The sequence below is a fragment of the Pseudarthrobacter xylosi genome (assembly GCF_055412765.1).
Map to the genome: position 1 here is coordinate 178,947 of NZ_JBVAYT010000009.1, position 18,896 is coordinate 197,842.

General features: G+C 61.2%; 17 protein-coding genes. 13 read left to right on the forward strand and 4 right to left on the reverse strand.

Annotated elements, in window-relative coordinates; all coding sequences use genetic code 11:
• Positions 1 to 94: 94 nt before the first annotated feature.
• Complete coding sequence (locus ACZY1F_RS17985) at positions 95 to 1,942, reverse strand: MarR family transcriptional regulator (RefSeq protein ID WP_463943571.1); 1,848 nt, start codon at positions 1,940 to 1,942, stop codon at positions 95 to 97.
• Positions 1,943 to 2,825: 883 nt separating this feature from the next.
• On the opposite strand from ACZY1F_RS17985, the gene ACZY1F_RS17990 reads away from it, so the two are divergent.
• Genes ACZY1F_RS17990 through ACZY1F_RS18000 form a run of 3 tightly spaced genes read left to right on the forward strand, consistent with a single transcriptional unit; the run spans position 2,826 to position 4,637 of the window.
• Complete coding sequence (locus ACZY1F_RS17990; protein WP_463943573.1) at positions 2,826 to 3,272, forward strand: hypothetical protein; 447 nt, start codon at positions 2,826 to 2,828, stop codon at positions 3,270 to 3,272.
• Positions 3,273 to 3,722 carry a hypothetical protein gene (locus ACZY1F_RS17995; RefSeq protein WP_463943575.1) on the forward strand — a complete coding sequence of 150 codons (450 nt, stop codon included), beginning with the start codon at positions 3,273 to 3,275 and terminating at the stop codon, positions 3,720 to 3,722.
• Positions 3,723 to 3,725: 3 nt separating this feature from the next.
• Positions 3,726 to 4,637 (forward strand): hypothetical protein, encoded by a 912-nt coding sequence (locus tag ACZY1F_RS18000; protein ID WP_463943577.1) that lies wholly within the window; start codon positions 3,726 to 3,728, stop codon positions 4,635 to 4,637.
• Here the strand turns inward: ACZY1F_RS18000 and ACZY1F_RS18005 are convergent.
• Positions 4,634 to 5,707, reverse strand: a complete 1,074-nt coding sequence (locus tag ACZY1F_RS18005; protein WP_463943578.1) for an alpha/beta hydrolase family protein — start codon at positions 5,705 to 5,707, stop codon at positions 4,634 to 4,636. The two genes, ACZY1F_RS18000 and ACZY1F_RS18005, sit on opposite strands and share 4 nt — an antisense overlap.
• A gap of 685 nt (positions 5,708 to 6,392) precedes the next feature.
• Between ACZY1F_RS18005 and ACZY1F_RS18010 the strand changes: the two genes are divergently transcribed.
• From ACZY1F_RS18010 to ACZY1F_RS18055, 10 genes are all read left to right on the forward strand, one after another.
• Positions 6,393 to 7,280, forward strand: coding sequence for a M23 family metallopeptidase (locus ACZY1F_RS18010; RefSeq protein ID WP_463943579.1), 888 nt, complete (start codon positions 6,393 to 6,395; stop codon positions 7,278 to 7,280).
• On the forward strand, positions 7,280 to 7,813 hold the full coding sequence (locus ACZY1F_RS18015; protein ID WP_463943581.1) for a hypothetical protein: 534 nt from the start codon (positions 7,280 to 7,282) through the stop codon (positions 7,811 to 7,813). The genes ACZY1F_RS18010 and ACZY1F_RS18015 overlap by 1 nt, the downstream gene beginning before the upstream one ends.
• A gap of 199 nt (positions 7,814 to 8,012) precedes the next feature.
• Entirely contained in the window at positions 8,013 to 9,221 is a 1,209-nt protein-coding gene (locus tag ACZY1F_RS18020) for a MinD/ParA family ATP-binding protein (RefSeq protein WP_463943583.1), read from the forward strand.
• 14 nt (positions 9,222 to 9,235) lie between these two features.
• Positions 9,236 to 9,571, forward strand: coding sequence for a hypothetical protein (locus ACZY1F_RS18025; protein WP_463943585.1), 336 nt, complete (start codon positions 9,236 to 9,238; stop codon positions 9,569 to 9,571).
• 73 nt (positions 9,572 to 9,644) lie between these two features.
• On the forward strand, positions 9,645 to 10,439 hold the full coding sequence (locus ACZY1F_RS18030) for a hypothetical protein (protein WP_463943587.1): 795 nt from the start codon (positions 9,645 to 9,647) through the stop codon (positions 10,437 to 10,439).
• 16 nt (positions 10,440 to 10,455) lie between these two features.
• Complete coding sequence (locus ACZY1F_RS18035) at positions 10,456 to 12,300, forward strand: hypothetical protein (RefSeq protein ID WP_463943589.1); 1,845 nt, start codon at positions 10,456 to 10,458, stop codon at positions 12,298 to 12,300.
• A gap of 30 nt (positions 12,301 to 12,330) precedes the next feature.
• Complete coding sequence (locus tag ACZY1F_RS18040; protein ID WP_463943591.1) at positions 12,331 to 13,896, forward strand: hypothetical protein; 1,566 nt, start codon at positions 12,331 to 12,333, stop codon at positions 13,894 to 13,896.
• Positions 13,893 to 15,518 (forward strand): putative type IV secretion/conjugal transfer ATPase, encoded by a 1,626-nt coding sequence (locus ACZY1F_RS18045; protein ID WP_463943593.1) that lies wholly within the window; start codon positions 13,893 to 13,895, stop codon positions 15,516 to 15,518. Before ACZY1F_RS18040 ends, ACZY1F_RS18045 begins: the two co-directional genes overlap by 4 nt.
• The gene (locus ACZY1F_RS18050; RefSeq protein WP_463943595.1) at positions 15,515 to 17,308 is read left to right on the forward strand and encodes a type IV secretory system conjugative DNA transfer family protein; all 1,794 of its coding nucleotides are present in this window, start codon (positions 15,515 to 15,517) and stop codon (positions 17,306 to 17,308) included. The genes ACZY1F_RS18045 and ACZY1F_RS18050 overlap by 4 nt, the downstream gene beginning before the upstream one ends.
• Complete coding sequence (locus ACZY1F_RS18055) at positions 17,305 to 17,883, forward strand: hypothetical protein (protein WP_463943597.1); 579 nt, start codon at positions 17,305 to 17,307, stop codon at positions 17,881 to 17,883. The genes ACZY1F_RS18050 and ACZY1F_RS18055 overlap by 4 nt, the downstream gene beginning before the upstream one ends.
• Positions 17,884 to 18,155: 272 nt before the next feature.
• Here the strand turns inward: ACZY1F_RS18055 and ACZY1F_RS18060 are convergent, their stop codons facing one another.
• Both ACZY1F_RS18060 and ACZY1F_RS18065 read right to left on the reverse strand, forming a co-directional pair.
• Positions 18,156 to 18,434 carry a DUF3040 domain-containing protein gene (locus ACZY1F_RS18060; RefSeq protein WP_463943598.1) on the reverse strand — a complete coding sequence of 93 codons (279 nt, stop codon included), beginning with the start codon at positions 18,432 to 18,434 and terminating at the stop codon, positions 18,156 to 18,158.
• Between the two features lie 207 nt (positions 18,435 to 18,641).
• The gene (locus ACZY1F_RS18065; protein WP_463943600.1) at positions 18,642 to 18,815 is read right to left on the reverse strand and encodes a CsbD family protein; all 174 of its coding nucleotides are present in this window, start codon (positions 18,813 to 18,815) and stop codon (positions 18,642 to 18,644) included.
• Between the last annotated feature and the right edge of the window lie 81 nt (positions 18,816 to 18,896).

An 18,896-nucleotide genomic window follows, 5' to 3' on the forward strand; every position in this document is an offset into this window, starting at 1 on the left:
GGATCGGACACTGTTACTCTGTAAGTTCGTGTTGCCTGACTTACAGAGTATGTCAGTACTAGACTGCAGGGCTGGTTGAGCCCATCGGGATGGATCATCCAGCCCGTCTGAATGCCATGTCCGCGAGGGCCCACTCATCCGGTGGTCCCTCGAAGTCGTCCCAGGGATAGTCCTCACCGGGGGAGATGAGCTCGGCGACGGTATTCACATTCTTGGACAGCCACTCCTTCCAAAGGATTCGTTCTATCCGGTACCGCTGCAGCTGCGCGGCGACAGCTTCCATGACCCCGAAGTACTCGGCGAGATCCTTCAACGACGTCGCGGATACCACTGACCAGGCCCGCGTCATATCGCGGACAATCATGTTCCACGCGGCCATTAATTCAAGCACTTCACTAACAGCCGTCCTGGAAAGCCCTGTCAGCCTAATGATTCCCGCTGTCGACAAGCCGGGGGAGTGCTCCAACGTCTCGTAAACAAAAGCGGCCGGTAGACCTAGCTCGCGGAAAACCGGCCTCATGGCATGGATCTTCCCCTTCTGCCAGGTCATATCCTCGGCGGCAGCTTTCACGTCCTCCGGCACGGTAAGCATGTAGAGATCTCCTTTGGTGCCGCGGCCTTCTTCGACCAGGGTGACCAAGCCGTCGCTCTCTCCACGCAACGCTCTCAAGTGGGATCCGACGGTCGTGTGGTCAAGTCCAGTAGCGATTGCAATGGACCTGACACCGAATTCAACGAACCTAGACGCCGTCATGTGAGCAGCTTCCCCAAGTGCTCTCAGCACCATTCTGCGTGCCAGTCCCGTCCTCGAATCGGTGTAGGCGTGCTCTTTCAGTCTGAGCGCGCTTCGCCAGGTTCTGATGTGCTGGTGCTCGGTATCTGAGTTCGTAGAGATCGAAGTTGCTTGTAACCCCGGGGCGTGTGTAGTTGGCTGGCTTGTGGGGGATTTACGGGCATTGTTCTTACCTTCCCTAGACCCTGAGCTTTTTGCTGCGTAAGCAACCGCCTCAAGCCAGTCGCGGCGCAGGGACTGGCTGCGGTGTCGGGAAGCGTAGCGAGCATAGAAGGAGGCCAGCCCGGGCCAGGTCCCCTGCATCATCCGGCGTTCTACATCTGTCAGTTCCATCCCAGCCGCCGCTGCTCCGACGAGGATTGCCTGCCGTGCATCTGAGTCGGTCGCGTAGCGGTTAGCGTCATAGAGTCCTGTTTGTGCCATTTGATGCATAACGCGGGACATCCGGCCGGTGGGGTGTTGAATTTTGGGTGTATCGACGTCCGTCGGTATGAGCCTCTGTTCCAGCCGCAGCGCACGCACAGCGCTGATCTCCCCGACTAGGTTGGCATTCATGGCGGCCCATACGGAGGCCGAGTTGGGCCGGCGGGCGACGTCGTAAGCCATGCTGAGGCTCATGGCCAGTTCTTGGTGGCCACCGCGCTTGTGGGGAGAACCTGGAGTTCGTACGCAGCCGTGCAGAAGGTTTTGGTGCGGGGATTTATCCAGGCTCCGGTGACGGTTACCCAGGGCCTCAACAAGATCTCGGGCTTCCGAAAAAGTGACTCGCTTCTCCAGCGGGATGTAAACGTGTCGGCCGCCGTTGGGGGAGTAGTCCTCAATCCACCGCGCACCGCACGAATGCAGCCAGGTCTGCACGGCGCGGACATCGGCTTCGACCCAGTCGATGCCAGCGACTGAGGAGTCAAAGTCAAGGAAGATCGCGGCGCACGTGCCATCCTTGCCGAAGATCCGGACTGCGGCAGGGAAGGACGGAAGGCCTGGGGTTAGCGTTCGTTCATGTTTCTGTGGGTAAGTCTTGCCGCCATCGCGGGAAAGGCGCATGCGAGGCTGCCCAGCAAGTAGGGGAGCTAGTGCGGCCCAAGCTTCGGCAGGTCGGCACGGTGTCTGCGGCGCGCCCGGACTCTGTAAGTCTGTGCATGCGCGCATCTCGTGGGGTACGATGATGCTATTCCTCTCAAGGGATAGGAAGATGCCCGGACCGCAAGGCCCGAGTTGATTCTCAAGGACTCTCTACCTCGTCGCCGGCAAGCAAATAAGGTAGTGAGTCAAATGCTTAGAAGGCCCGCCTCGTGCGGGCCTTCGTCATTTAAGAGGCGATGCGGCCGATGGGCAGCTCCTCTTGATATTTCGGTTGGTCATGACGCCTTCGCCATGGGCAAGGTCTCGTGGGTGTCGAGCGCCTCTAAGTCAATGGTCTGTAAGTGCTCATGGAGGAGCCTAGCCACTATGTCAGACCGAGTTTCAGCAGTAAGTTCTACGACTCGGCGTAGCTTATCTGCATCGGCCCTTGGAATCTTTGCCGTGACAACGTGACGGTCGCCTTTGTACATGCGTGCCATGAGTCCTCCTAAATAGGGTGCTGGGACTACCCAATCGCAATTAGATTGCATTAAGTGGGATGCTGCGCGTCGGCGTGTCGGGGCTTCAGTCCTGGATGGACTTAGCCTCAGAGCTTGACCCAGTGCGGCGTACCTCTGCTGCACCTGCGATGTCAGGAGGTTGTAGCGGACGCGCGTGCCGCTCCGTTCCTCCGATGCCGGTGGGTCCTGCATCCCCCACTCCTTCCTCTGCCAGCAACTCAAGGTTATTCTTCGCAGAGAACCTGTACGTCTACAGGTCCTGTCGCGGTGGCACCTAGTGCTCTTTCAAATGACCAAGCCACCGAAAGACTACATACATGCTCCGCACATGCACAACTCACTGCCTGCACCCTGCGGTAGGCATCGGGTAACATCTCTTGTGTCAGCTGCCCGCCCGCCCTCAGTGGCGGCCTAGACAAGTGGCTGAGCTTGGCTAAGGAGCTGTATAGATGGCAAATGGGGGCCGCAGCGTGTTTCTTACGCAGCAACAGAAGAAAGAGCGGCTAGCGGATCGCATGGGCATCCTGGTGGATATCTGGGAGGCAGATAACAACACTGCGCTCATTTACCCTCATGTCGAAGAAGCACTTTCCGCCCACGGAATCCACCTTTCGCGGACACGGTGGTCCTACTTGATCAATGGCACTGGCAGCCTGGTGACGGATCAAGAACTGCTGAAGGGCATAGCAGAGTTCGTTTTTGCTGTACCAGCCAGCTATCTGTGTGATCTCAACAGCGAGACTCCTCCCGAGGTAGAAGCGCGCATGGAATTCCTCGTGCAGATGCGGAAGCTCAAGGTGAAGAACTTTGCCGCGAGAAACCTGGGGGCCACCTCGCCAGAAACACTGAGGACGATCACCAGGATCATCGATGCATCGATGAAAGGCGACGAGTGAATGGCTCTCCCGCCGGTCCCGGAAAAGGTCCGGGAGTTATGCGGAGACGGCACGACGTCGATGAACGAAGTAATCGACCGCTTGACCGTGATCTGTGAGAAGCCGATCAATCTGATCGAGTACAAGGAGTCCTGGGGTGCGCTGACGGCCTTCAAAGCTGAATTTGAAGATCGCATAAATGTCTATTTCCCCCCGCAGAAGTCGCGGCAATACAAACTTCACTGCATCTATCACGAGCTCGGTCACATCTACCTGGAGAGCTTTCGGATTCCCCTGGCTCTGCCGGATCTCTCTGAAGAGATGCTGAGGGAAACCGCGGACGCAATTAGCGTTACCTGCCGGTCCGTTCCGAATCATCCTGTCGAACGGTGGGTGGAGGATTTCGCTTTCGAGATGTCGAAGAAGACCCGCACACGCAGCTCGTCCGATCCTGATCCTTTCCTTAGCTAGACCATGAAACTTTTGCTCTTTGCGCTGCTGAGTGCCCTATGCCTCCTTCGGATCCCCTCGGTGGTGAAGGTGGCTGAATCCCGGGCGTCGTGGCTGGCATCGATGTTCGGCCTGACGGCGCTCTATGTCCTGGGGACGGTTACACCGCTAGAGGTTATAGACAGCTACCTCGGTGGCATCAACGTGACGAACCTGCTTCAAGCCATCTTCGCGCTACTGGCGATCTTCTTTTTCAACGACAGCGTGCGGCGGTTAGCGAACGTACCAGTCAGATCGACTTACTACGCCCCGTTGCTCAGCATTCCCATCATGGTTGTCAGCTTTGCCCTGATTGAGGACAAAGCTCCAACGGCTGCGGGCTTCATTGATTCCCGCATGGACCAGATCGCAACTGCCACGTACAGCGGCACGTACATGCTCGCGTTGTTGTTCACCGCGCTCAGGATCATCTACATGCTTCGGCACAAGGCGAGGGGTCCTTATGCAACATTCTCAGCGGGTCTGCTCGTGGTTGCGGCGGCTTGTTCGTGCCACTTTACGTACGTGGTGCTGTTCCATTTCTCGCCCTGGGACGCTTTCGCCCAAGCGATCGGATCCTGGTTTGACCGCCTTTTCTATTTGGGCCTCTCGGTGACGGCTACGGGGTGGCTGATTCTTTTCCTGTCGAAGCAGCTCCCGAAGTTGCGGCTCTGGATGATCGATGCGCTCTGGCTTACGGCGTTGAGGACCCGGGTAAATGCAGATCAATCCCGAGTCAGCCCGGCGTGGGACCTTTTCAATGAAACGCTCGAAAACGGGGTCTACAAAAGCCTCATCGTTCTGCACAACTACCAGCGGGGGAACACGACGATGTTCCCGGAGTCTGTTCAGGGCAGAATCAGCCAAATTGAGGCCAAGCTAGACGCACAGACCTAGCCCTCCTCAGCCAAGATCGTTTTGCTGACCCAAGCAGTCAGTTCGTTGGAGAAGGTACAAGGAGAGGCGTTCCACTCCTGGGTATGATGCGCCTCAGCTAGGGGAATCAGGGTGACGGTGTCAGGATTCGCTCGTTGGAACGCCGCCGAGATCTCCCAGGGAACCTCTTGATCTGTGTAGGAGTGCAAGACCAGCGTCGGGACTGCCACACGGTTTGGTACATCGACCCATTCAAGTGCATCGAAATTGATCGGTTCCTCCAACCCGAGCATCCTCGCGAACGGGGGTGCCTGCAGCAGGCACATGACAAGGCCGGCCCCAATCGAGGGCACGCCAGCCCGCGCCGCCCCCGCCGTGATGGTCTTGCGCCAGCTCGTGACCGGCCCTACCAGGACGACCACGACGATCCGGTCCCGGTAAGCGCTGCGCTCCGCTGTCAGCAGCGCAATGGTGCCACCCATTGACCAGCCCGAGAGGATGATCCGCCTGGCTCCATGAGCCACTGCGTAGGCCACGGCGCTGTCCACGTCACGCCATTCGGTTTGCCCAAGGTGGCTCGATTCGGCCTGTGGTGGGCGGACCTCCTGGTCGCTGCGGAATGACGGAACCAAGGAGGTAAATCCCAGGGGACTGAAAGCGTGGACGTCCCGAAACATGATCGAGCGGTCAGTCCAGCTGCCATGGATATGGATCACCCATGTGTCGGTGTTCTTTCCTTGGAATAGCCATGCAGGTGCCGCGCCGTAGGCTGTGGGGATCTGTACCTCTTCGAACCGTCCGGCCACCGCAGAGGGTTCGAAGAACACATCGGGGGTCCAATCGACCAAGGGGCCCAGGCGTGCCGGCCCGGCACCCGAAGGATGAATTAGCCGCTCCACGTATTTCTGATCCTCATCGATCAGTGTGACCTCGCCGACTCGCGTGTAGCTCCCGGCCACAGGGTCGACTACGCCAAAGTCGCCCAGGGCTTTGGTGTAGTCGTCCAAATCGATGCGGACTCTTCGGCCATCATCTGTCAATTCGGCACGACGGTAGTCCTTTGGTCCCCGTTTAACGATCTTGCGGGCCATAACAACCGCGAATCCAGATAGTGCGGCTGCCGGTACAAAGAACGCCAGGCCGACCAGGCCCCGCCGTGTCGTCTGCATTAGGTCTCACCCTCCCGCCGCGTTCCAGGGCGAGGAACGAAGCCAAATCATCGTAACGTCACCTCAGCTCCTGATATATGAACAATTCATGCCCACTACAGACGTTGTACATGTTCACTACAGGCGTGTATCGTTGATTTGGCGAGCCGAAGCGTGAGCATCGAAGGGGAGTCACGTGATCAGCGTTTGAGCGGCGGCCGAAGCCACCAGCCGAAACGAGGGGATTTCACATGGAGACGCTGCTCGTTTCCAGGAACTGGCCCGTGTCCGAAGCTCCACTGCTCCATGGAGTTCCCCTCACGCGCGCAACACGGCCCCCCATAAACCTCAAAGATTCCTGGTTTCGAACCAACGGGATCAGGCGGACTTCCTAGTGGGTATCGCTGCAGCTGGGGCAGCAAAATCCGTTGCAGGAAAAGCGTTTCGAAAAGTCGTCGTTCCTGTTGCCGCTACAACTGCCCTGGCAATCGGTTTTGTTGTCGTGGTCCTCGATGACGGAGGGACTCCGGCACAGGCCGCTTCCGCCTGTGTGGCGCCGGGTAGCTCAGCAGTGTCCGCAACGTCGCCGGTCTCTGGCAGCACAGTGGCTGGGTTCGATGATGAGCAGATGAAAAACGCGGCCGCGATCATGAAGGCCGCAGCGGATCTTGGGTTGCCTGTGGCGGCTCAGCTGATCGGTGTGCAGGCTGCCATTGGTGAGTCCACGCTGCGGGTGATTGATTTTGGTGACGGTGCCGGCCCGGATTCGCGTGGTTTGTTCCAGCAGCGGGACTCGTGGGGCCCCTACGCGGACCGGATGGATCCTGCCAAGTCCTCGGCACTTTTCTTCAAGGCGTTGCAGAGGGTGGAGGGCTGGGAGTCGCTGGAGCCCACGATTGCGATCAACCGAACGCAGCGGAACGCTGACCCGAACCACTACACGCAGTTCCGTGCCAAGGCTACGGAAATCGTCAAGGCGCTGGGCGGGGAAGCAGCTGCGCAGCTTGATCCGTCCGGCGTCTGCCCGGGTGAGGGAAACCAGATCGTTGGGGATCTTGCCGGTAAGTGGGTCAAGGCTCTTCCGGATGCGGTGATGACCAGTGGCTACGGCCCCCGGCCGGCACCTCCGGGCACTGCCGGGGGAGTGCTGGCTAATTTCCACTACGGGATCGACTTCTCCACCCCCGGACAGGCCGGAACGGTCGTGGCCATCACGGATATGAAAATCGTCAAGATCCGGAATCTTGAAGGCATGTTCGGGACGGGCGTCACTGGCCAGACCCTGGACGGCGAACTCACTATCGGCATGTACCACATGGAAGCCGGCTCCTTGAAGGTCAAGGAAGGCGACACCGTTGCTGCCGGGACTCCGCTGGGAGCTGAGGGTGCGACGGGAAACGTCTCCGGCCGTCACCTGCACATGGAGTTCTACGCGGGTGCACTCCCGAATCCGATGATCCCGATCAACGCCACCATCGACCCGACACCGATCCTCAAAGAGAAAGGCATCCTCTGATGCGGAAACTCGTACTCGCTCCGGCCCTGATGGCCACCACGCTCCTGCTGGCGGCCTGCGCCGGGGAACCTGCCTCCAACACTGCCAGCACGACCCCTTCAGCGTCAGAGATCGCCTCCGCGGGCGGGGGAAACGAAAAGGCGGAGCACTCGGCCGACGACGGCCACGCCACCGAGCACTATCACGGCCCCAATGTCACCTGGGATGCCAACTCCGAGGTCAAGGTCAAAGAGGCCGCGGCGAAGGCCATGAAGCTCTTCGCCCGCCCGGATGTCCCGGAGACGCAGTGGTTTTCCGAACTGGAGCCGTTGCTGGCTGCTGCCTACGCGGAGGATGCCAAGTACATCGACCCGGCCCGGGTGCCGATCACCACGATTACGGATGGTCCCTCGATCAGCCGCGAGGCAGAGAACCCAATGACTGTCACGGCCTCCTTCTACACCAACGACGGCCCCTGGGACATGACGCTGCACCGCGGTGGCCAGGACGATCCCTGGCTTGTGACCTCGATCAGCTCAAAGGCCAGCCAGTGAACGGGCACCACGGCGTGAGCCTTGACGAGTTCGGCACAGCACCGCTGTTCACGGACCCGCTGGCCCAGTACGAAACATCCAACAGCACAGCAGCCCCAAGGGATGGCGGGCCCGGCCCGGTTCTGTTCCAGGACACACGGTTCCTCCCGCCCACACATGTTTCCCGAAGTCAGCACACCACGAGTGAAAGGAAGAACTCATGACTACCAACTGGTCAGGCGCGGAGCGAAAGTCCCGCGCCCCTATCAGCCTTCTCGATCCAACAGAGCCGGCGTCTGAGGACAGCCCGCAAGAGGCTCCTGAGCCTGTGATCAACGCCGTACCTGCCACGGAGGCCACGGCTGTGCCCGTCCAGCCGTCCAGAGAGCCAGCACAGCCCGCAGCCGAGGGCGTGCATGGCCCGCTGGTCAGTGGCCGCCGCAGCGCATCGGTGCTGCGGAAGGAAAATGTCAACGATCAGCTTCCGCCGGCTACCGGCTGGCAGGCGTTCCTGCGGGCGATCACCTTCGGCCTGGTCAAGCCCAAGGTCGGCGCGGCCGAGCTGGCACGCCGGACGGACCTGTCCGCGATCCAGCGCGTGTACTCGCGCCCGATGCAGATCATGGTCGCCCAGCCCTTGGGCGGGGTCGGTAAGACCACCTGCAGCGTCGGGATCGGCTCCACCTTCGGGATCCACTCGGGCCAGCACGCCATCGTGTGGGATATCAACGAAATGATGGGCACCCTCGGCGTCCGGACCAACTCCAACGAGTCCACCCGCACCGTGTGGGATCTGCTGAATGTGTTGGCGAAGTTCGAAACCATCTCCGCCCGCAAGGGTGACTTCACCTACTACACGCGGCATCAGGGCAAGAACCAGTTCTCCGTCCTGGCCTCGGACGAAGATCCGGACCGGATGAAGTCCATCGGATCGGATGAGTTCAACCGGATCCACACCGTGGTCAGTCGGTTTTACGACACGATCATTGTGGATACGGGCAACAACACCCGCTCCGCAAACTGGCTGGCCTCCATCGAGGTCACGGACCAGCTCGTGATCCCCACAACGCTCAAGCGCAATGCCGTTGTCTCAGCGCTTCGCATGATCGAACAGCTCGAATCCATGACCGAACGCACCGGAAACGTCCACTACAAGAACCTGGTCGATAACGCCTTGGTCATTGTCACTCAGGGCGGCGGGGCCAAGGTCTCGGCCGCAGAGCAGGCGGACCTCCGCGAAAAGCTCGGTTCCGCTGTTCGGACGATCATCGACATTCCCTACGACGGCGCCCTGGACACCGGCTCGATCATCGACTGGCAGCTTGTCGGGGATCCCGCCCGCCGCGCCTTCGAACGTGCCACGGCCGAAATCGCCGCCGGCCTGCTCGAGGTAGACAACCGCCCCAACTCCACTCACCCCACCAGCTGATAGGACCACTCATCATGCTCAGCAACATCCTGACCAAAATCACCATCGCCGCCGCCCCGGACAACCCGTTGGACGGCGTCATTCCCAGCATCGACGTGTTCGGTATCCAGTTCAAAGGCGCAACCCAGCTCGTCATGGGCGGCCTGTGGGCGTTGGCACTGCTGGCCGTCGCGGCAGCGTTCATCTGGAACCTCACAAAATGGGGAATCGCACGCGAGAAAGGCCGCGTGGATGACATCTCCGATGGTGCAACAGGCGCCAAACGCAGCGGTATCGCCTTCGGCTGCGTCGCCGGCGCCAGCGTCATCCTCGGAGCATTCCTCGCCGTCGCAGGCGCAGCAGGAGCCTAGCCAGAGCACTGGAGGCCCATTATTGGGGCCTCCAGCTCGCACGGAACTTCCGACACTGAATGGAATGCGACTCATGAAAAAGAACTGGAAAGTACTGGTGGCCATCGCCGCAGTAGTGATCATCGTGGCGGTTGCCGTGGTGCTCATCAACCTCCGGCCGGGCGCACAGGCTGCACAGCCCGAACCAAGCGCCGATAACGGCATGGTTGCCGGCAAGTTCGGCTTCCCCGTCTCCAAAATCAACATCGGGGAAGGCGGCACAAAAACTGCTGCCGATAGCAAAACCCTCACTGGATACAACGGCACCTGCGACTCAGCAGCCCAGGCAGCCGCCAACTACACACCAATGTTGGTTGACGTGCATCTGGAAACCTGGGGGACCCAGAAGGCCACCCTCAATTCCCTTGCCGTCCCCGGGCCGTGGCTGGAGACGGTCCTTCTTCCCGGCACCATCATCTCCGATGCCAAAGCCCAAGGTACGGCGCTAAAAACTTTCGGGGGCGGGTGGATGGACCAGGCTGACGTCAAGGCTGGCGGCCTCTACCGGACCGTGTCCTGTGAGCCAAAGAAGACGGCCCTAGTGCAGGTGTTCTTTGGAGCCCTCGGAACCAGCGACACCTTGCCAGAGGCATATTTCGGTACCCGAACCATGGAGCTGACCTGGAAGGGCGACTGGAAAATCTCCAACGTCGTGACCGGTGTCAATGACGCAGACCTGGTGTCCCAGTTGAAAGACAAAGGCCCCTCAGGAGGTGTCGGGGGTACTACCACTGGCAAGATACCGCCTCTTGATGAGCCCCTGGTGGCCCGGTACTTCGACGATCTGAGCAAGGAAGGGTGGGTCGAGTATGCGAACGCTACGCGCTAGCACCCGTCTGCGGCTCGTGGCCGCGTTCCTGGTCTTATTCCTTGGCCTCGGTGTTATCACCGCGGGAGCTGCCCAGGCAGCGGACGAAGTGAACGCGTCCGAGAAGCTGAATGCCGATCAGCTGAAACGTCTGGCGGGGTTGCCGCCCGCCGAACGGGACGGCATCCGCGACCGCTTCAACCGGGAGATGGCCAAGAACCTCTGCAAGCCGAATCCGATGAGCTTAACGATGGTTGGACAGGACTGCGAAGGGATGTCCGCACGGGCATTCAACAGCTTTCTGACCACCCCTGAACAGTCCCTCGATTACAAACCCGAGGTAAGCAAAAGCCAGTTTTGTGCCGCCCTGGCCAACGAAGGTGCCCGTCCGGTAACCGCTGGTTTTTGTATAGCTGAGGCAGCGTGGGAAAAGTTTCAGCCGCTTGCTGGCGTTGCCCTGCGCACGGCTGTTGGTATGCAGCCGGGCGGTCAGTTCGTGCTGGGTGCAGTGGACACTGTGGCTTTCATTGCCAACGCCAAGGACGGGTTTGAGAAGTTCGCCAACTCGACCAAGGAGGCCGGCGTCACAGCCACGAATGAGGTTCTGATGAACCTCTTGAAGGTCTCCTCGTTTCAGGTTGATGACGCGTTCCGGGACATGTGGGGGATCTTCTCAGGGATCGGGATCGTGCTCCTGGCGTTGATGTATTTCAAGCTGTTCAAGGATCTTTCGGACGAGAAGATCGACTTCGATACGGTGCGGCAGTCGTTGTTCTGGTTCGGCCCGCTGTCGATCCTGTTGGCGATCTTCGGTCCGGCTCTGGCGTATGTGGGCAATAGCTGGTTGACGGACCTCACGGGCGCCATCAGTCCGTGGACGTCGAATCAGATCACTGATTTCGCCACGACGATTTCCCGGTTCGCCTCTTATGAGTCGAACGGCGTGTTCGGCCCGTTGGCGGCCGTCCTTCTGTTCGGGTTGCTGTTCGTTGGGGCGTGGGCGCTGCTGGGGCTGTTCGCCCTCCAGCCGCTGGCGCTGTATCTGCTGGGTGTGGGTCTGGCGCTGATGATCGGTTTCATGATCCACCCGCAGTACCGCGCCCGCGTGGCTAAGACCGGGTCGCTGTGGCTCGGTATTGCCTTGTCCAAGCCGCTGATCCTTTTGCTGATGGGGGCTTTGTTCAGTTTCATCAGCAGCCGTCCCGCGTTTCAGGGCGAGGGGACTGATGACGCCCTGATCAACGCATCGTCGGTGTTCACTGCGGCCGCGGCCATGCTGGTTCTGGCGTTCTCGCCGGCCCTGTTGTTCAAGTTCGTCCCGATCCTGCCGTCTTCGGCCACAAGTCTGGGCGCTAACCGTCCGTCAATTGCGGGCGCGGCGATGGTGGCCGGCGCTGGCGCTGCCATGGGCTCAATGATCCGCAAACGCCGGACGGCGCAGAGCCAGTCCGGTTCCGGCGGGAGCAGCGGCTCCGGCGGGTCCTCACGGCCCGGTCAGGGCGGCCCAGACGGCGGTACGGCCGCTGTTGGTGCCGGTGTTGGTGCCGGTGGTCAGCGCGGTGCCGGTGCAGCTGCACGGCAGGGCTCTGCCGGCCAGGAATCCGGCAGCGAAGCGGCACCTGAAACCCGCACATTGGGTGAGATGCAGGCCGATGACCGGGCGGGCACCCCGTCCGGCAAGGCGGCTCAGTCCCTGCGCGGTGGTGCTGCAGCTCTCGGCCGGGGCACTGGATCAGTGGCGCGGGGTTCCGCGAAGGTCGCCGCCGGCGGCGCGACAGCGTTCCTGCTCGCTGGCCGCGAGAGCGCACGGCAGGCCTCGATGCGCGGCCGCCAGGGCGTCAATTCAATGGCACCCGATACCGACCACATCAGTGGCCGGTAAGTAGTACAGACGCCAAGGGAGTAGGCAGTCATGGGAAGAATGGTCGTTGTCGGCGGTGAGGTCTCACGCCGTGGCCTGTTCGGGGGGAACCGGACCGGTCCGGAGTGGATTGGCTTAGGTCTTTCGGTGGGTCTTGGTGTCCTCGCCATCGTCGCCTCAGCGGCCATTATTTGGGTGGGACTGTTGATCGCGGCCGTGTTGGTCGGCGCCGGTGTATTGCTGACGACACCAAGCAAAATGACGGGGCACCGCTCCCTGGGTGCCCTGTATGTCGAGGCCAGGCATCAGCGAACCCGGAAGAAGAACGGGACGGCGACGTTCGTTCCGATGAAGTTCCGGGACCAGACCCGGATGGTCAAGGCGGGCAAGGCCGACCGTGCCCGGGCGGACGAGAAGGGCATGATCGAGGTCCCGGTCCGGCACAAGAACAATGTCCCGCTCATGGTCGGGGACGTGCGGGCCTTCACCGTCCTCACTCCGGGCGGCCCGATGACGGTGTTCCGGCACCAGGGCGCTATCAAGGTTCCGTACTACACCGTCACCGTCGAGGTCATGGGTTCCTCCTCGGGTATCCGGGAGGAGAACCGGGAGGATTCCGCGTATGTGGCCAGGGGTCAGTTCCTGGCACGTCTTGCCCGCCGACAGTCCCTGGTCTCGCACGTGCAGTCGTTGTCCCGTGCGGTGCCAATGGACTCCACGGATCACCTGATCTGGGTCCGGGACCGGCAGGCACCGGGAGTGCAGAGCATTCTGTTGGCCTCCTACGGGGATCTGGTGCAAACACTCCAGTCCCGCTCTGAACAGCACCGTACCTACGAGACGTTCCGGATTCCGAAGTCCGCGACCCTGTCCCTGAAAGCAGACAAGCTCGGCGACGGTGATACCGGTATCGGGCTGGCCATCTATCAGGAGATCCGTTCGGCCCTGTCCCAAGCGCAGATGATGGGATCCATTCAGGACTACCGGACCCTGGGGCCCGGACAGATGGCCGGGTTGCTGCGTCATTTGCAGGACCCGGACTACGACATTGACGACCACGAAGGCGCCGACCTGGCCGACTGCTGGCAGCACCTGGACGGGGAGAGCTCTGAATCCTCAGTGGTTGTCAACGGACACTGGCATACCCGCACCGGGTACGTGCCGGCCTCGGCGTTCAGCCCCGAAGCCGTCCCGGTCTCGGCCCTCCAGGCGTTGGTCAGCGGCATTCAGCCGGCGGTCGTTCATTCGGTCTCCATGGTGATGGAGCTGGAGGATGCCCGCAAGGCACGCGGGAAAGCCCGCACGGACGCGGCCATGGATATTGCCAAGGACAACGACGTCCGGAAATCCGGGAGGCTCTCTGATGGTGCCGAAGAGGTGTTGATGGGCGCCTCCCGGCAGCGGCTCCTGGACTTGAAACCGGGCTCCGGTCACCACGGGGCCTCCTACGCGCTCTATATCTCGTACTCCGTGGAGTCTGAGGATGAGCTGCTGGTCACTGCTGACCTGATCGAGGCTGCCGCCGCGGACGCAGGGATCGAATTCATTGACTGGATGGATCACCGCAACGATCTGGCCCTGATCACCACCATGCCTTTCACGAGAGGAATCCGATGAACACCACGCAGAAACTCATCAAAGGCCTGCGGATGCCCTGGGCTCTGAGCAGCAAATCCCGCCGGGCAAAGCGTTCCCAGGCCCGCAGCTCACGGGTCTCCCAGCACAACGCGGCAGCGGTGGCCACCGAAGATGCCCTGGAGACCAAGCGCCGGTCCGGGTCCACCACGAAGAAGGCTGAGGGCCGAAAAGTTAACCTCCGGCAAAGGGCAGAGGCCCAGGCCGCTGCCTCCATCCCGTGGCGTCATGAGCACAAAAACGTCCGGGCTTCGCGGCTGGGTTTCTACGACCCGGCGGCGCCCGGGGTGTTGTCTTCGACACGCCAGATGGAATTTTCACACATGGCCATCGCCTCGCCTCCTACCTCTCACCGTGGGTTGGCGTTCGGGATCGACGCCGGGTCCGGGTGGATGATCGTTCATGACCCGTTCACCTCCTATGGCAACGAGCTCGAATCCCCGAACGTCTGCTTCATCGGTGACCTTGGCCAGGGCAAGTCCTCGGCCATCAAAACCTGGGCCGTGCTGCGTCAGCTGATCCTCGGCCGCCGCGTCGTGGTGATCGATAAGAAGTACCAGCTGGACCAGAACGGCGGCGAATACACCTCCCTGGCCCAACGGCTGGACATTACTCCGGTGAAGTTCATGGTCGGCGGGGGCGGGGCAAGGATCAACATCCTGGATCCCCGGATCGCTGCCCGCCTCCACGAGGACAACCACGACGACACCGCACTCTCCACCCCGGCAGGACAATCCATGCTCGTCCGGGCCGTCGTGGAAGAAGCTCTTGGCCGACCGCTGCTGCCCAAGGAAGGCAAAGCCGTCCGCATGGCCCACAAGCAGGCGCTACGGGCCGCCGCGGCTGCCGGGGAAGTCGCAGATGTCCGCCACGTCCTGAAGGCGTTGTACTCACCGGATGAAGCCACGGCTACGGCCTCAAACCTGACGGTGGAGGAACTGCGGCAGTGGGGCCAGGACCCCGCATTCGAACTCGAACGCATGATTGAAGATGACCTGGCCGGCCTGATCGACGGACCCACAAGCGTAGAAATCACCCTTAACGCAGGTCTCACCGTCTTTGACGTGTCCCTGCTCCCGGAGGACGGGCCGGCGCTGGCGATTGTCATGACGATCATCAACACCTGGCTGGCGAACACCCTCTACCGGCAGACCGAACCGGTCCCCACAGTCCTGGTGATCGAGGAAGCCTGGCACACCGTCCAGGGCTCAGTCGCGAAAGTCACCCGGAGGAACACCAAGCTCTCCCGTGCCCTGTCGCTCTCGTGCATGTTCGCGTTCCATCACATTTCCGACATTCCCGAAGACAGCCCGGCCATCGCCATGCTCAAGGAATGCGGAACCGTCCTGCTGTACAAGCAGCAAAAATCCGATGACGCCTGGGCGTGCGAACGGATGTTCAACCTCCCGGCAGGATCCGCAGCCGATATCTCATCCCTGACCAAGGGCACCTGCATGATGCGGATCGGCAGCAAAGACCCCTTCATCGCCATCCATGTCCGCAGCGCCCTCGAAATCGAACTGACCGACACGGACAAGGCCATGAAATCCACCGCCACCATGAACGACGTCGAAGTCAGCGCACAGGAAGAAGCAGCAGCATGAGCAGCGGAGTCGGGATGTCCACGGATTCGAAAATGAAGATCGGCTTGGCCGTCATCATCGTTGTCCTGATCGTCCTGGGATGGGTGTCCGCTTTCCTTGGCGAAATGCTGACTCCTACGGGGATGCCGTGGACGGACGTTGAAGCGCTCTGGGCGAAGATCAAGGCCGGCGAATTCTCCTGGCCCGGTGCGGCCACCTGGATTCTGGCCGTCCTGGCAGTCCTGGCTATCGTTGGTGCGGCCTTCCTCAGCTCGAAGTTCGGTTCCAAACGGTCCCGTGATGACGGGCTGCCCAGCTACCAGGACCTGGAAAAGCGGATGGGCAGACAAGCTGCCCTGGCCAAAGCCAAACAGTCGCTGGAGCTCCCCGAGAACGCCACCGAAGATGACATGATCGTCGCGCTGTGCAAGCTCGACGGGCAGACTCTTTATGTCCAGCACGAGGATTCGATGTGGGTGTTCGCCCCGCAGCGCTCCGGTAAGACGCTGTTCCTGGCCGTTGGCATCGTCCTGGACGCACCAGGTGCCGTGATTGCCACGTCCACCAAGAATGACCTGCCGATGCTCACCGCCGTTGCGCGGGAGCGCAAGGGCGAGGTTTCCGAGTTTGACCTCCAGGACATTTCCGGCTGGGACTACAAAGTCCGCTGGAACGTCATCGACGGGTGCGAGGACCCGGACGAAGCATTGGCCCGCGGCAAAGCCTGGGCCGGTGCCCAACCCATGGGGGACGTCAAGAACGGGGACTTCTTCAACTCCAAGGCAGCCGCCGTCCTGGGCCGGTTCCTCCACGCAGCAGCGTTGGGCGGGAAAAGCGTCGAGGACATCGTGAAATGGACCAACAACTTCTCCAACACTGAACCGCTCGATATTCTCCGCCGGCACAACGCTCCCGCAGCATTCACCTCCCGCCTGCAGGCGCTCATTTCTTCCCGCGCGGGAGAAACCGTGGACTCCATCCAGGAAACCCTCGCGGGCCTGCTGGAACCGCTGTCCTCTCCCAAGGCAATGCATATCCTCAGCCCGCCCAAGGGCGAAGGATTCACCATGGAGAAGTTCCTGGAGAAGCCGAACACCATGTACCTGCTCACCGATGGAGAACGTTCACCGGTAGCACCGCTGGTGGCCATGTTCGCTGACTTCATGTTCCGCAAGGCCCAGCGCATCTCCCAGAGCGCGCCCGGGGGCCGGCTATGGCCGGTCCTGACCATGGTCTTGGATGAAGCACCGAACGTTGCCGCCATCCCGGACATGGCCGGCGCCCTCTCTGACTCCGGTGGCCGCGGGATCCGCATCATCGGATTCAGCCAATCCTTTGCCCAGAACCGTCAGCGATGGGGTGCTGAGGCCGCCACTGCCATCCGCGGAACGTCCTCGATCCGGTTGTTCCTGCCGGGCCTGGAAGAACTCGATGAACTCGACAAGATCGCCCGTGCTGCCGGGACCACCCGGCACCAGCGGGTTTCGACCTCCCAGGGCAGGAACGGGTCCTCCCGCACCACCAGTGAGGAAGAACGGCCAGTGATCCGCGGCTACGAGATTCAGCAGCTGCCCGTGGGGGAGGCCTTCATGCATTACAGCAACGTGGCCCCGGCCCGTGTGAAGCTCACCCCATGGTGGGAACGTCCCGACGCCGACCAGATCACCAAAGACAAGAAGGCGGCGCAGTCGCTCAAAGAAGCGAACGCAGCAGACCAGTACCAGCAGGACCGGCTCACCGAAGCCGCAGCGGCCACGAAGGCCGCAGACGTTGAAGCTGCGACCGCCGGCGCGGGAGGGGACAAGTCTTGAGCGAGGACGTGAGCGCCACACCTGAGGAAGGGCCCGACGACGTTGAAGTCCCCTCCGTGGAAGATATCGTCCTGACCCACGTCGGTCAGATAGGTGCCCTCCAAGAGGGCATGCAGGCGCTTGTGGACATGGTCGATGATCTTCTCGCCGCCCCACCCAAGACCAAACCTGCACCGTGGAACTGGAAAGAACTCGACGGACCCGACGCCGCAGAGCTCATGGAAGGCCTAGGCGCCTGGGTGGATTGGATAAACGAGCGGTACGGCGTAACGGACAGTTCCCGGATCCTCGGGTGCTGGTACCTCCATACAGCCGTCGTTGAAGAACTCACGGCCGCGTGGGTCGCTTGGCAGGCCGCCTACTACGGTCACAAGAATGCGGTGACGGACGCAGCCTCCTGGCACGACGGAACATTCTGGCCCATGCTCGAACGCATCAGGTCCAAACCCTGGGGCATTACTGAGTGCATCAACGAAGGAAGCCACAAAGACCACCGGCCCTCCTTCAGATCATCAACCGATCCCGGCTTCTCCGACTTCCTCGCCGAAATGGGAGCGACAGCAGCAACGGGATAGACCACCCTCGGAAAAACTCTGGAAAAGTCACTCTTGGGTGCTGTGGGAGACGCTTGATCTAACCCCTGAGCCATACCCCCATGAACGGGGGCCAGAAGACTCGAACCCCGTACTGGAAGCCCCGGGGCAGCTGAGGTTTCGACAGACCGCCGTCCTCGCGGATGGGACCGCGTCTTTCTTCCGGAACCATGGCGCATCACTCTTCTGGACTGCCAGATCAGCCGGGCAGGTGGCGGCGGCCTAATGTGACCGCACCGGGGCCTCCGCGGCTTCTACTCGCGCTCGGAATAATATTTGCGGACAAGAATGCCTATGCCGCCAGCCAGCATCAGCACGAAGCCGACTGTGCTGGCCGATGGAAGGTGGAAGGTAATTCCCAGGACTATCATCACCAGGCCGGCCCATAGGGCAGCAGTATTCCAGGGCCTACGAGGGGCTGAACGGCGCTCCGGCCAGCCGGACTCCAGGTGCGGGGCAAGGGCAGGATCCTTGGCCACCAGATCCTGCTCGAGTTCCCGAAGAACTTTGCGCTCATACTCCGATAGCGGCATGAGTGGAACCCTTCCGTTTCCAAGCTCAGACAGCCCCGGCTATTAGGCGTGGCCGCCGATAGACCTGTTCTCATTCTTTCATCCGTCTGCGACCCGTTAAGGGCCATAACCGGTACGTCAGCCTGGCGGAGCGGCCTGCTACTGACCGTACGTGCAGGAAGGGTGCCGCCCGTGTCCGGGCCTCACCCTTCCCCGATTTGAGGCGGGTTACTTCTTGAAGGTGTCCTTGACCTTCTCGCCGGCCTGTTTCAGATCTGCTTTGGCCTGGTCGCCCTTGCCTTCGGCTTTCAAGCCCGGATCGCCTTTGGCTTCACCGGCAGCTTCCTTGCCCTTGCCGCCAAGCTTCTCGGCGGCGTTCCTGATCTTGTCGTCCAAACCCACAGTGTCACTTCCTCAGGTTCGTTGCCGCCTGCGGGCTGCCTGCGGCTCACCCTCTCATCGTAAATCGAATCCTTGCAAGAT

Excerpts from the sequence above, each read along its gene's own strand:
- ACZY1F_RS17985 (WP_463943571.1), bottom strand. The coding sequence starts at position 1,942 with ATGCGCGCATGCACAGACTTACAGAGTCCGGGCGCGCCGCAGACACCG.
- ACZY1F_RS17990 (WP_463943573.1), top strand. The coding sequence starts at position 2,826 with ATGGCAAATGGGGGCCGCAGCGTGTTTCTTACGCAGCAACAGAAGAAA.
- ACZY1F_RS17995 (WP_463943575.1), top strand. The coding sequence starts at position 3,273 with ATGGCTCTCCCGCCGGTCCCGGAAAAGGTCCGGGAGTTATGCGGAGAC.
- ACZY1F_RS18000 (WP_463943577.1), top strand. The coding sequence starts at position 3,726 with ATGAAACTTTTGCTCTTTGCGCTGCTGAGTGCCCTATGCCTCCTTCGG.
- ACZY1F_RS18005 (WP_463943578.1), bottom strand. The coding sequence starts at position 5,707 with ATGGCCCGCAAGATCGTTAAACGGGGACCAAAGGACTACCGTCGTGCC.
- ACZY1F_RS18010 (WP_463943579.1), top strand. The coding sequence starts at position 6,393 with ATGAAAAACGCGGCCGCGATCATGAAGGCCGCAGCGGATCTTGGGTTG.
- ACZY1F_RS18015 (WP_463943581.1), top strand. The coding sequence starts at position 7,280 with ATGCGGAAACTCGTACTCGCTCCGGCCCTGATGGCCACCACGCTCCTG.
- ACZY1F_RS18020 (WP_463943583.1), top strand. The coding sequence starts at position 8,013 with ATGACTACCAACTGGTCAGGCGCGGAGCGAAAGTCCCGCGCCCCTATC.
- ACZY1F_RS18025 (WP_463943585.1), top strand. The coding sequence starts at position 9,236 with ATGCTCAGCAACATCCTGACCAAAATCACCATCGCCGCCGCCCCGGAC.
- ACZY1F_RS18030 (WP_463943587.1), top strand. The coding sequence starts at position 9,645 with ATGAAAAAGAACTGGAAAGTACTGGTGGCCATCGCCGCAGTAGTGATC.
- ACZY1F_RS18040 (WP_463943591.1), top strand. The coding sequence starts at position 12,331 with ATGGGAAGAATGGTCGTTGTCGGCGGTGAGGTCTCACGCCGTGGCCTG.
- ACZY1F_RS18045 (WP_463943593.1), top strand. The coding sequence starts at position 13,893 with ATGAACACCACGCAGAAACTCATCAAAGGCCTGCGGATGCCCTGGGCT.
- ACZY1F_RS18050 (WP_463943595.1), top strand. The coding sequence starts at position 15,515 with ATGAGCAGCGGAGTCGGGATGTCCACGGATTCGAAAATGAAGATCGGC.
- ACZY1F_RS18060 (WP_463943598.1), bottom strand. The coding sequence starts at position 18,434 with ATGCCGCTATCGGAGTATGAGCGCAAAGTTCTTCGGGAACTCGAGCAG.